General features: G+C 72.0%; 10 protein-coding genes. 6 read left to right on the forward strand and 4 right to left on the reverse strand.

Features of this window, described 5'->3' with window-relative positions; all coding sequences use genetic code 11:
* Window positions 1-53 precede the first annotated feature (53 nt).
* Together VED21_RS22070 and VED21_RS22075 are read right to left on the reverse strand one after the other, a co-directional pair.
* Window positions 54-833, reverse strand: a complete 780-nt coding sequence (locus VED21_RS22070) for an NTP transferase domain-containing protein (protein WP_324886065.1) — start codon at window positions 831-833, stop codon at window positions 54-56.
* Window positions 830-2,464 carry a GMC family oxidoreductase gene (locus VED21_RS22075; protein WP_324886067.1) on the reverse strand — a complete coding sequence of 545 codons (1,635 nt, stop codon included), beginning with the start codon at window positions 2,462-2,464 and terminating at the stop codon, window positions 830-832. The genes VED21_RS22070 and VED21_RS22075 overlap by 4 nt, the downstream gene beginning before the upstream one ends.
* 118 nt (window positions 2,465-2,582) lie before the next feature.
* Here VED21_RS22075 and VED21_RS22080 point away from each other — a divergent pair, with 118 nt between their 5' ends.
* Window positions 2,583-3,977, forward strand: coding sequence for a lipopolysaccharide biosynthesis protein (locus VED21_RS22080; RefSeq protein WP_324886069.1), 1,395 nt, complete (start codon window positions 2,583-2,585; stop codon window positions 3,975-3,977).
* On the opposite strand, the gene VED21_RS22085 is transcribed toward VED21_RS22080, so the two are convergent.
* Window positions 3,935-4,594: a glutathione S-transferase family protein gene (locus VED21_RS22085; RefSeq protein WP_324886071.1), complete on the reverse strand. Its 660-nt coding sequence runs from the start codon at window positions 4,592-4,594 to the stop codon at window positions 3,935-3,937. The genes VED21_RS22080 and VED21_RS22085 overlap by 43 nt on opposite strands.
* A gap of 91 nt (window positions 4,595-4,685) precedes the next feature.
* On the opposite strand from VED21_RS22085, the gene VED21_RS22090 reads away from it, so the two are divergent.
* Together VED21_RS22090 and VED21_RS22095 are read left to right on the forward strand one after the other, a co-directional pair.
* Window positions 4,686-5,192 (forward strand): helix-turn-helix domain-containing protein, encoded by a 507-nt coding sequence (locus tag VED21_RS22090; protein ID WP_324886073.1) that lies wholly within the window; start codon window positions 4,686-4,688, stop codon window positions 5,190-5,192.
* 123 nt (window positions 5,193-5,315) lie between these two features.
* Window positions 5,316-6,902: an alpha/beta hydrolase gene (locus tag VED21_RS22095; protein WP_324886075.1), complete on the forward strand. Its 1,587-nt coding sequence runs from the start codon at window positions 5,316-5,318 to the stop codon at window positions 6,900-6,902.
* A gap of 7 nt (window positions 6,903-6,909) precedes the next feature.
* Here VED21_RS22095 and VED21_RS22100 read toward each other — a convergent pair whose 3' ends face one another.
* Entirely contained in the window at window positions 6,910-7,761 is an 852-nt protein-coding gene (locus tag VED21_RS22100; protein ID WP_324886077.1) for an IclR family transcriptional regulator, read from the reverse strand.
* A 252-nt stretch (window positions 7,762-8,013) separates the two neighbouring features.
* On the opposite strand from VED21_RS22100, the gene VED21_RS22105 reads away from it, so the two are divergent.
* The 3 genes from VED21_RS22105 to VED21_RS22115 form a co-directional block, all read left to right on the forward strand.
* Window positions 8,014-8,910, forward strand: a complete 897-nt coding sequence (locus tag VED21_RS22105) for an MBL fold metallo-hydrolase (protein ID WP_324886079.1) — start codon at window positions 8,014-8,016, stop codon at window positions 8,908-8,910.
* 15 nt (window positions 8,911-8,925) lie between these two features.
* Window positions 8,926-10,509 (forward strand): FAD-binding oxidoreductase, encoded by a 1,584-nt coding sequence (locus VED21_RS22110; protein ID WP_324886081.1) that lies wholly within the window; start codon window positions 8,926-8,928, stop codon window positions 10,507-10,509.
* A 17-nt stretch (window positions 10,510-10,526) separates the two neighbouring features.
* Window positions 10,527-11,726: aconitase family protein (locus tag VED21_RS22115; protein ID WP_324886083.1), on the forward strand; the 1,200-nt coding region annotated here is incomplete at its 3' end.

Here is an 11,726-nt window from a genome sequence, read left to right on the forward strand (position 1 = left end):
CCAACAATCCTTGGCGACGCGAAGGATGTTGGGTCTCGACCCAACCTACGAGACTACTCCGCGGCCATCGCGCCGAAGCGGCCCGCCGCGACCCAGCTCTCCACCAGCCGGCGGGCGCGTTCGGCGTCGGCGGGGTAGTCGACCTCGGTCCACTGGCGGCCCTCGATGGACACGGCCTCCACGCGCTCGCCGCCGCGCGCCAGCCGGTCGATCGCCGAGAGGTACCAGTGCCGCGTCCCGCCCGGTTCGTGCAGGATCGCCTGGACGGCGTGCGCGAAGCGGGAGCCGCCGTCGTCGCGGAACAGCAGCAGGCCGATGGACTCGCCGTCCACGCTGTCCGGCGGCAGGGTCTTGCCGATGGCGCGCAGGCGCCGGCCCCCGTCCTGTTCCCGGTCCAGGCACACCTTCATGTCGTCGGCGTCGTAGCGGTCCTTGCGGTCGATGGTGACGGTCACCGGGGCCGTCGCCTGGGCCAGCAGGGCGGCCGGGACGGCCGGCTCGAACAGCGTGTCGCCGTTCACGATCAGGAAGTCGCCCACCATCTCCGGCGCCGCCAGGAAGCAGCTGCCGATGTTGTCGGCCACACCGTAGAACGGGTTGAACAGCGTGCGCACGCGCAAGCCCGGCAAGTGGAGCCCGGCCAGCTCCGCCTCCACGTCGGCGGCGGCGAAGCCGGTGACGACCACCGCCTCCCCCACCCCGGCCACGGCCAGCGTGCGCAGCTGCCATTCCAGCAGCGTGCGGCCGGCGAAGGGCAGCAGGCACTTGGGCTTTGCCGCCGTCAGCGGCAGCAGCCGCTTGCCCTGCCCCGCGCTGAGGATGATCGCCTTCATGCAGTACCCTCCATTACCCCCTCCATCGGTGCCGGCCCCAGCCGGTCCAGGTGGTCGCCCAGGCGCAGGGCCAGCGCCAGGATCGTGTAGGTCGGGTTGGCCCAGCCGGAGGTGGGGAACACGGCGCTGCCCGCCACGAACAGGTTCTCCAGCCCGTGCACCCGGCAATCGCGGTCCACCACGCCGCGCGCCGGGTCGTCCGCCATGCGCGCGGTGCCCATGTGGTGGTAGCCGCCGATCGGGTGCGCGCTGATCAGCGGATCGGTGCGCCAGAGCGTCGTCGGATCCTCCAGCCACGCCGCCGGCACCGCGTGCCCCAGGCCGAGTGTCCGCATCGCCTCCCCCATCGCCGTCACCAGCACCCGGACCGAGTGCTTGTCGAGGTCCGTCAGGCTCCAGTGCAGGTCAACACGCGGAACGCCCAGGGCGTCGCGCTCGCCCGTCAGGGTGAGGCGGCTGTCCGGGTTCGGCGCCTGCTCCGCCCGCACGATCAGCGCCAGTTCGCGCGCACCCGCCCGGACCAGCAGCCAGGGGCGCAGCGGGTCCACCCGCTCGTGCGCCCACAGCGCCGCACCCTTCACGCCGCGCCACAGGCGGCGGTTGAAGGCGGACGGGTCCAGCCGGTGCTTCAGGGCGCCATAGGTCCGCATGGCCCAGAACTGCGCATCCCGCTCCCCCTGCCGCGCACCCAGGGTAAAGGCCGAGTTGAGCGCCGCGTGCGCCCGTTGCGCCTGCGGCTGCAAGCCCAGCAGCGCGGCATGGCGGGCGCCGTCCACCCGGTGCGTGCGGCCGAAGGCGGCGAGCAGTTGCCAGGAGGCCGGCGTCTCCAGCCGCCCGCCGCGCGCGTGCGGGTGTTCCATGAAGAAGCGCCCGACCAGATCGTGCCCGTTCCCGATGCCAGCCGGCGCCACGCCGTTGGAGGCCAGCAGCAGGCGCGGCGTCTCGATCCCGCCCAGCGCCAGCACGAAGCGCCCGGCGCGGATCACCGCCTGCCGGCCGCTCACGTCGCGCACCGTCGCCGACAGGATCCGCCGCCCGTCATCCGACAGGTTGAGCGCGGTGACGGTGGCGTGCGTCAGCAGGCGGGCGCGCGGATGCGCCACCACGTCGTCCAGGTTCGGCAGGGCGAAGCGGTTGGGCCGGTCGTCGAAGCTCCAGCAGCCGACGCGCAGCGTGTCCCCGTCCAGCGCCCGCAGCAGGGGGATGCGCCGCATCAGCACCGCCCGCCCGGCCGCCGGTTCGGCGATCTCCAGCGCCTGCGCCGCCTCGCGGTAGTACGGCGCAAGATCGGCGTGGCCGATGGGCCAGCCGCTGTGCGGCACCCACGGGCGCGGCTCGAAATCGATGGGGTCCAGCTCGGCGCAGCGCCCGCCCCAGATGGGCGTGGTGCCGCCGACCATGCGCAGGTTGACGTTGCCCAGGTCGTAATAGGGATGTCCGCTCGACGTGCCGGCGGCCAAGTCCTGCACCTCGGTCTCGAAATCCGCTCCGCCGCTCTCCGCCACCAGCACTTCGTGCCCACGCGCCAGCAGGCGGCGGGCCAGCGTGATGCCGGCGGCGCCGGCGCCCAGGATGCACACCGGCGCCTCGAACATGTGCGGCCCGGCGATCTCCCTCAGGTCGAGCAGCATGGGAACCTTTGGCGGTGCCGCGGGTCTCCGCAGCGGTGGGGACAGACTTATCTTTGGTACACGAACCGCAACGCGGCGCCCGCCTCTCATCCGGGCTGGCCGGAAAGGGATAACCCTGTTGGATCAGCGCCTTGGCACACACCACACGGGTCTGCTGGCGCGCGCACTGGGCAACGTCGGCCGGCTGCTGACCGGCAAGGGGGCGGGTGCTGCGATGCAGTTGGGCAGCTTCGCGCTGATCGCGCGCGGGCTGGGGCCGGTGGAGTTCGGCCTGTTCGCGCTCTTGCAGACGCACGTGCAGTTCCTGTCCGGCGTCGCCACCGTGCAGTCCAACCAGGCGGTGATCCATTACGGCGTGCGGCATCTGGCGGCGCAGGACCGGACGGCCTTCCAGGCCACGATCAAGGCCGGCACGCTGATGGATCTGGCCGGCGCGCTGGTCGCCATGGTGTTGGCCTTCTTCCTGGCCCCGGTCGTGGCGCCGTTCCTGGAGTGGGACGCGCGCGTCGTCTTCTACGCCCAGTGCTTCACCCCGCTGGCGCTGGCCAACGCCATCGCCACGCCCAAGGGCATGCTGCGCCTATTCGGCCGCTTCGACCTGCTGGCGCGGCACGTGGTGGTGACGCCGGCCGTCCGCCTCGCCGGCTGCGCCGTCGCCTTCGCGGCGGGGGCGCCGCTGCCCGCCTATCTGGCGGTGTGGCTGGTCGCCGGCTACGCCGGGGCGGTGGTGGCGCTGGTCATGGCGTGGCGACAGGCGGCGTCACGCGGGCTGCTGGCCGGGCTGGACGCGGACGTGCGCGGGCTGTCGCAGCCCAATCCGGGGATCTGGCGGTTCATGCTGATCTCCAACCTGCACTCCACGCTGCTGCTGGTGCCGAACCAGCTGTCGGTCTTCCTGGTGGGCGGCATCGCCGGGCCGGCCGCCGCCGGGCTCTACAAGGTCGCGCGCGAGATCGGCACGGCGGTGGGCAAGCCGGTGGACCTGCTGAACCAGGCGCTCTACCCGGACCTCGCACGGCTTGCCTCGGCCCGCGACTGGCAGGGGCTGACGCGCATCGCCGTGCGCGCCGGGCTGCTGGCGGGCGGGGTGGCGGCGCTGCTCTACCTGCTGGCGCTGGTGGCGGGGGAGGCGATCATCGGCGCGCTGTTCGGGCGGGAGTTCGCCGCCGCGGCACCGGTCCTGCAGCTGCTGGTGCTGGCGACGGCCATCTCGGTGACCGTCTTCGCGGCGGAGCCGGTGCTCTACGCGCTGGGCCGGCCGGACGTGTTGCTGAAGATGTCGGCGCTGGTCAACGGCGGGCTGTTCGCGCTGATGGCGTGGATGCTGACGCGCATGGGGCTGATCGGCGCCGGCTGGGCCAGCGTGATCGCCGCCGCGGCCGGCGCCCTGCTGGCCGTCGCCTGCACGCTGGCCACGCTGCGCGGGCGGGCCGCCGCCACCGCCGCCGCCACCGCTGACGGCATGCCCGATCAGTCGCGGTCGGGTGCGCCCGGCGGGAACATCGGGCGGTAGGGCCGCGCCTCGTCCACCGCGCGGGCGAAGGACGGCCGGGCCAGCAGGCGCCGCCGGTAGGCGCGAAGCTCGCCGAACGCCTCGCCGATCGGGTGGACCCAGTCGGCGTAGAACAGCGCCGGTGCGGCGGCGCAGTCGGCGAGGCTGAAGCCGTCGCCCGCCGCCCATTCCCGCCCCTTCAGGGCGCCGTCCAGCCACGCGTACGCGGTGTCGAGCAAGGCCCGCGCCTCGGCCACGCCCTGCGGGTCGCGGGCGTCCGGGGCGCGGATGAAGTCGAACACGATGCGCTGCATGGGCGTCATGACGTAGTTGTCGAAGACCCGGTCCATGGTCCGCACCGGCAGCGCGTCCCGCGCGTCCGCCGGGACCAGACGCACCGGGCCGGGATGGTAGAGATCCAGGTGTTCGATGATGACGCTGGATTCGACGACCGTGCGGCCGTCATCCACCAGCACCGGCATGCGCTGGATCGGCCACAGCGCGGCGAACGCGCGCCCCGCTTCCGCGTCGCCGAAGGCCAGCACGCGGTAGTCAAAGGCGGTGCCGTTCTCGTACAGCGCGATCAGCACCTTCTGGCAGTACGAGGAGAAAGGGTGCCCATGAAACGTCAAGCCCATCACCGTCTCCAACCGCTTTCATTTTGCAAGCGGTTGAGTCTTGCGGAAACCGCTCCTACTTTGCAAGCAGTTTATGGGGAAGAGCGTATCGATGGGTGAGACGCACCGCTCGGGCTGCCCGATCAACCTGACGCTGGAGGTGCTGGGGGACCGCTGGAGCCTGATCGTCATCCGCGACGTCATGTTCGGCAACCGCCGCCATTACCGCGAGTTGCTGAACCGGTCGGAGGAGCGGATCGCCTCCAACATCCTCGCCGACCGGCTGAAGCGGCTGGTCGCAGCCGGGCTGCTGGCGCGCCGCGACGACCCCAGCCACCAGCAGAAGGCGATCTACAGCCTGACCGAACCGGCCATCCAACTGGTGCCGCTGCTCGCCCACATGGGCGCCTGGGGGCGCCGCCACACGCCCGTGACGCCGGAACTGGCGATCCGCGCGCAGCTGCTGGAGGAGGGCGGCCCGCCGCTGTGGGAGGCGTTCATGGCGGAGTTGCGCACGATCCACTTGGGCGCGCCGATGCGCGGCCCGTCCATCCTGGCCGACCTCCAGGCGGCGTTCGAGGCGGAGATGGTGCGGCAGGGGCGGCCCGACGGGCGCTGAAAGGCACGCCGCACTTGCCGCATTTTCCAGAACCATGTCATTGTGTGACCTGAGTGTCGTCAAACAACACAATTCGTGTGCGAAGCGACGGTGGCACCGGCCGCCGGACAGGAGGGGGGAGACATGCCGAAGGCCCATTACGTCACCACCGAACACGGCCAGCTGCGCGTGTGGCGGTCCGGCAGCGGGCCCGACCTGCTGGTGCTGCCGGGGCTGATCACCGCCGCGTCGGTGTGCGCCGGGGCGCTGGCGCGCACCCTGCAGGGCTGGACGGTGACGGTGGTCGAACTGCCGGGCATCGGCGGCTCCGCCGGGGCTTGGGCGGAGGACGTGGACGGGCTGGCGGCGCGCCTCGCCGCGGCGGCCGGGGCCATCGGGATCGGCCCGTGCGCCGTGCTGGCCTTCGACCTCGCCGCGCCGCTGGCGGTCACGCTGGCCGGCCACCTCCCCACCCCGCCGGCCGCCGTGCTGCTGGCCGACGCCGAGGCGGCGGAGGCATGGGCCGGGCGCGGGGTGCACCCGGGCCCGCTGGCGCCGCGCGCCGACGGAACGCACCTCTCCGTCCTGTGCGCCCACGTTCGCGACAGCCACATCCTCGACCCGCGCGACCCGCGCCTGCCCGGCCGCAGCGGCGGCCCGCTGCCCGGCCCGGCGGAGCTGGACGCCACCGTGGTCGCCGCTGCGGTGGCGCCGGAGCGCTACCGGGCGCTGTGGTCGCTATGCTTGGCCGCCATGCCCCGCTGCCGGATCACCGACGTGCGGACCGTGCGGCTGGCGGATACGGACGCAATCCAGGCGGCGCTGGCCGGATTGGCGGCGGGCCTGCCGACGGGCAGCCCGATGCCGGCGACCCGCCCGCCCGCCGGCCCGGCGGCCCTCTGGCACGATTACGTGGACACGCCGCAGGGCCGGGTGCACCTGCGCCGCGCCGGGGCCGGGCGCCCGCTGCTGGCCTTCCAGTCCGCCCCCGGTTCCTCGGCGCCGCTGACGCCGCTGATCCGCGGGCTGGCGCAGGGGCGGGAGGTGATCGCGCCCGACTACCTGGGCAACGGCGATTCCGACAAGCCGGACCGGCCGGTGGACATCGGCACGCTGGCGGACGACGCGCTGGCCGTGGCCGACGCGCTGGGCCTCGACCGCTTCGACCTGTGGGGCACGCACACCGGTGCCGTGGTGGCGCTGGAGCTGGCCGTGCGCCATCCGGAACGGGTCGGCCGCGCCGTGCTGGAGGCGCCGGTGCTGCTGCCACCCGACTTCACCGCCGACATCCTGGAGAACTACCTGCCGCCGCTGCGCCCCGACCGCTGGGGCCTGCACCTGCTGCACGCCTGGAACATGCGGCGCGACATGTTCCTGTTCTGGCCGTGGTACCGGCAGGAGCGCGCCGCCGGCCGCGCGCTGGGCGTGCCGGAGCCGGAGGTGCTGCACGACTGGACCATCGGCCTCTTGAAGAGCGGCGCCACCTACGACCGCTCCTACCGCGCGGCGTTCGAGTACGACACCCGCGCCCGCCTGCCCCGCCTCACCCGCCCCGCCCTGATCTGCGCCGGCCCCGCCGACATGCTGGTCGAGGGCCTGCGCGAGGCGGAGCGGCTGGCCCCCGCCGGCACGGTGGTGACCGGCACGCCGGCCACCGTGTGGTATCCGGGGCAGGCGGACGCGGCGGTGGCCGAGACGTTGCGGGTGTACGACGCGTTTTTGCGCGGATAAGGCTCCGTCACACCGCGCGGATGCCGGACTGCGCCCTGGCGGCGTGGTGCAGCGGCGCCACCGAACCGGAGTAGAGGTTGCTGGAAATCTCCCGCACCGCGGTCCGCAGCTCCTCCAGGAAGGCCGGCTGGCCGTTGCGGATGATGTGCGGCGTCAGGCCGGTCAGGCTCACCGCCGCGACGAGGTGGCCGTGCGGGTCGAAGACCGGCATGGCGATGGCCGACAGCCCCTCGTACACGTCGTCCACCGCGACGGCCCAGCCGCGCTCGCGCACGGCGTCCAGCTCCTTCAGCAGCGTGTCGGGGTCCGTGGTCGTGTGCGGCGTCAGGCGCGTGGTGCCGCGGGCCAGCACGCGGCCCACCTCGTCGTCCGGCAGGTAGGCCAGCAGCACGCGCGGGGCCGCACCGCAATTCATCGGCAGCTGGCCGCCGACGATCCACCAGCGCACCTCCACCGACCGGTCGCTGTGGAACTGGTCCAGGCAGACGGCCGCACCGTCGTGATAGATGGACAGGAACACCGTGCTGCCCGTCGATTTCGCCAGCCGCGACAGGATCGAGGAGGCGATCTGGCGCAGATCGCGCCGTTCCGGCACGGCGCCGGCCAGCTTCAGGATCTCCAGGCCCAGGCTGTACTTCTGCGACTGCGGGTCGAGCGTCACGAAGCCGTCCTGCATCAGCGTCAGCAGGATGCGCCGCGCCGTGCCCTTGTCCAGCTTCGCCGCACCCGCGACCTCGGTCAGCGAGAGCGCCGGCCCCTCCTGGTAGAAGGCGCGGAGCACGGCCAGCGCGCGGGACACGGCGCGGACGTTGAGACCGTTCTTCTCCGTGCCCTGGGAATCGTCGTGAACCTTATCCATGCGCCAAGCCCCTGATGGATGTCCCAATGGATGCCCCTCGTGGATGTCGCAGCCGTGCGGACCCCGGCCCGCCAGGACACTCCCGTTCCGGTAGCATTCCTACCTCCCGAACCGTTGTGCAAGCCGAATGTCTCCACACAGCCGGCCAGCCGCTCCGCTCAGTGTCATTCTACGACATGAATTTTGCCTGTTGACACTTATGCTGGCAAATGGTTTCATTCGCCAACAAACAAAAAGCATGGTGGGGAGGAGATGCACACCATTGCCCTGGGCGCGTTCTCGATCACGCGGATCGAGGAGATGCTGACGCCGGGCTTCGATCCGACCTTCCTGTTCCCCGCGTACGACGAGCGGGTGTTCGAGGACGATCCGGACCTCGCGAACCCGAATTTCCTCGATCCGGCGTCGCGTCGGCTGATGTCGAGCATGCATTCGTGGCTGGTCCGCACCGACCGGCACGTCATCCTGATCGACACCGGCTGCGGCAACGACAAGCCGCGCCCGGAGCCGGCCTTCCAGCGCTTCCACATGCTGGACAAGCCCTACCTCCAGCGCCTCGCCGAGGCCGGCGTGCGGCCGGAGGAGGTGACGCTGGTCATCAACACCCACCTGCATATCGACCACGTCGGCTGGAACACGCGGCTGCTCGACGGGCGCTGGGTGCCGACCTTCCCGAACGCCCGCTACATCTATGGTGCGCAGGAGTTCGCGCATTGGAGCACGCCGGACGGCGGGCTGAAGACCATGCCGGGCAACGCGGCGGTCATCACCGACAGCGTCCTGCCGGTGGTCGAGGCCGGGCTGGTGGAGTTCGTGGAGGACGGCGACCGTGTGCTGGACGGGCTGTCGGTGGAGCTGGCGCCGGGCCACACGCCGGGGCAGATGCAAATCACGCTGACCTCGGGCCGGCACGCCGCGGTGTTCTCCGGCGACGTGCTGCACCAGCCCATGCAGGTCAGCCGCCCGACCTGGAACAGCCGCTTCTGCGAGGACCAGGAGCAGGCCGTGGCGACGCGCCGCCGCCTGCTGGACTTCGCCGCCGACCGCGGGGCGCTGCTCTTCCCCGCCCATTTCGGCGCCCCCCACACCGGCACCGTGCGCCGCCGCGGCGAAGACTTCCGCTTCGAGCCGCTGCACGACACCGCCTGACGCGAAGGGACCACGATGAGCATTACCGCCGAATCCACCACCTCCCTCGCCGCCGCCCTGCGAAACGCGCTGGGCGCCGAGGCCGTGCTGGACGACGAGCGCAGCCGCGCCTTCTACGCCAACGACGTGTTCTGGCAACCCGGCGTGCCGCCGCTGGCCATCGTCCTGCCGCGCACGGCCGAGGAGGTCGCCGCCGCCGTGCGCGCCGCCGCGCAGGCCGGCGTGTCCATCGTGCCGCGCGGCGGCGGCATGTCCTACACCAAGGGCTATCTGCCCAAGCGGCCGGACTCCATCGTCATCGACGGCCGCAAGCTGAACCGCGTGATCGAGCTGAACGCCGACGACCGCTACGTGACGGTGGAGACCGGCTGCACCTGGGCGGCGCTGAACGAGGCGCTGGAGGGTACCGGCCTGCGCACCGGCTACTGGGGGCCGTTGTCGGGGATCAACGCCACCATCGGGGGTGCGCTGTCGCAGAACAGCGCCTTCTTCGGCTCCGGCGTGCACGGCACGGTGGCGGAGACGGTGCTGGGCGTCACGGTGGTGCTGGCCGACGGGCGGGTGGTCACCACCGGGTCGGGCGGGCGCAAAGGCGCCAAGCCCTTCACGCGGGCCGGCGGGCCGGACCTGACCGGGCTGTTCCTGGGCGACAACGGCGCCATGGGGGTGAAGGTGGCGGCCACGCTGCGCCTCTACCCGCGCCCGGCGGAGGTGGATTTCCTGTCCTTCGGCTTCGCCAGCATCGCCGCCATGGCGGCGGCGCAGGTGGAGATGGCGCGCACGCGCTGCGTTTCCGAAGGGTTCGGCATCGACCGCACCAAGGCGGAGCATTCGGCCAGCGTCAACAAGCTGATGGACGGGCTGAAGACGCTGGGCAACGTGGCGATGGCCGGCAAGTCGCTGCTGCAGGGCGCCAAGGACGCGCTGGGCGTGGCCGCCGCCGGCACTGCGTTCCTGAAGGCGCACAACTTCACCCTCCACCTCGTGGTCGAGGGGCGCACGCGGGAGGAGCTGAAGCACTCGGTCGAGACGCTGCGCGCCATCGGCACGCGCCACGGCACGGAGATCGAGAACACCGTGCCGAAGGTCATGCGCTCCAAGCCGTTCGGCCCGGTGCGCGGCATGCTGGGGCGCGACGGTGAGCGCTGGGTCCCCATCCACGCCGTCTTCCCGCTGAGCATGGCGCCCAAGGCGATCGAGGCCAACGATGCCTTCTTCGCGGAGAAGCGGGCGTTCATGGAAAAGCACGGGATCATCTATTCCGTCATGACCATGACGGTCGGCAACGAGTTCTTCCTGGAGCCGGCCTTCTATTGGCAGGACGAGATCACCCCGCTGCACGCCGCCAGCCTGGGCGAGGACGTGGTGCGCCCCTGGCGCGACCGCCCCGCCAACCCGGAGGCACGCAACGCCGTGGCCGAGCTGCGCCGCGCCACGCAGGAGCTGTACGCCGGCTTGGGCGGCGTCAGCTGGCAGGTGGCCCGCGACTATCCCTTCCGCGAGATCCTGGCGCCGGAGACCTGGGCGCTGCTGGAGGGCGTCAAGCGCGCCGTCGACCCGCAGGGGCTGATGAACCCCGGCGCGCTCGGCCTCGACTGACCCGGAGGGCAGACCCCATGGGCTACACCATCACCGAGAAGATCCTGGCCCGCGCCGCCGGCCTGCCGTCCGTCCGGGCCGGCCAGGACATCAAGGCGAAGCCGGACTTCGTCCTCGCCTACGACTTCCCCGGCTACACCGACGTCTACTTCAAGCAGATGAAGGAGGACTTCGGGATCGAGCGGGTGGCGGAGCCGGAACGCTTCGGCATCTTCATCGACCACATGGTGCCGACGGCCACGGCGAAGGAAGAAGAGCTGCACATCAACACCCGCACCTGGTGCGCGGAAAACAACGTGCCGCTGTTCGAACGGCGCGGCATCGGCCACCAGGTGGCGGCGGAGGTGGGCTACGCCACGCCCGGCGCCTTCGCGGTGCACTTCGACGGGCACGTCAGCCAGCTGGGCACCTTCGGCACGCTGGCCATCGGCCTGCGCCGCAACGTGCTGGAGGCGTTCGTCAGCGACACCGTGTCTCTGCGCGTGCCGCACACCGTGCGGGTGAACCTGCACGGCAGCCTCAAGCCCGGCGTTATGGCGCGCGACGTCTTCCACCACCTCGTCCGCGTCCTCGGCCCCAGCTCCTGCCGGTTCCAGGTGCTGGAGATCGGCGGGCCTGCGGTGGCGGAGATCTCCACCGAGGGGCTGCAGACGATCACGGGCCTCGCCATGTTCACCGGCGCGCTGACGGCCATCGTCAACCCCGACCCGGTGCGCCTGGACTACGCCCTGCCGCGCGCGCGCAAGCGCCTCGACCCGGTGTCCAGCGACCCGGACGCCGCGTATTCCGCCGTCCACGACATCGACCTATCGGCCCTGGACCCCGTGGTCGTGGTGCCGCCCAACCCGGCCAACACCCGCGACCTGACGGACTTCCTGGGCCTGGAGATCCACGCCGGTTACCTGGGTTCCTGCGCGTCGGGGCGGCTGGACGACCTGCGCGCGGCGGCCCGCGTGCTGAGCGGCCGGCAGGTGAAGGGCGGCGTGTCGCTGCACATTGTGCCCACCAGCCAGGAGTTGATGGTGGCCGCCGCGCGCGAGGGGCTGATCGCCACGCTGGCCGAGGCCGGCGCCTTCGTCTCCTCGCCCAGCTGCGACTACTGCTTCGGGCGCATCGCCACGATGACGGCGGGGCAGCGCGCCGTCTCCACCGGCACGCTCAACGTGCGCGGCCGCATGGGCAGCCCGGATTCGGAGATCTACCTGTGCAACGCCGCC

The sequence above is a fragment of the Azospirillum sp. genome, assembly GCF_035627195.1.
Classification (GTDB): Bacteria; Pseudomonadota; Alphaproteobacteria; order Azospirillales; family Azospirillaceae; genus Azospirillum.

Excerpts from the sequence above, each read along its gene's own strand:
- VED21_RS22070 (WP_324886065.1), bottom strand. The coding sequence starts at position 833 with ATGAAGGCGATCATCCTCAGCGCGGGGCAGGGCAAGCGGCTGCTGCCG.
- VED21_RS22075 (WP_324886067.1), bottom strand. The coding sequence starts at position 2,464 with ATGCTGCTCGACCTGAGGGAGATCGCCGGGCCGCACATGTTCGAGGCG.
- VED21_RS22085 (WP_324886071.1), bottom strand. The coding sequence starts at position 4,594 with ATGGGCTTGACGTTTCATGGGCACCCTTTCTCCTCGTACTGCCAGAAG.
- VED21_RS22090 (WP_324886073.1), top strand. The coding sequence starts at position 4,686 with ATGGGTGAGACGCACCGCTCGGGCTGCCCGATCAACCTGACGCTGGAG.
- VED21_RS22095 (WP_324886075.1), top strand. The coding sequence starts at position 5,316 with ATGCCGAAGGCCCATTACGTCACCACCGAACACGGCCAGCTGCGCGTG.
- VED21_RS22100 (WP_324886077.1), bottom strand. The coding sequence starts at position 7,761 with ATGGATAAGGTTCACGACGATTCCCAGGGCACGGAGAAGAACGGTCTC.
- VED21_RS22105 (WP_324886079.1), top strand. The coding sequence starts at position 8,014 with ATGCACACCATTGCCCTGGGCGCGTTCTCGATCACGCGGATCGAGGAG.
- VED21_RS22110 (WP_324886081.1), top strand. The coding sequence starts at position 8,926 with ATGAGCATTACCGCCGAATCCACCACCTCCCTCGCCGCCGCCCTGCGA.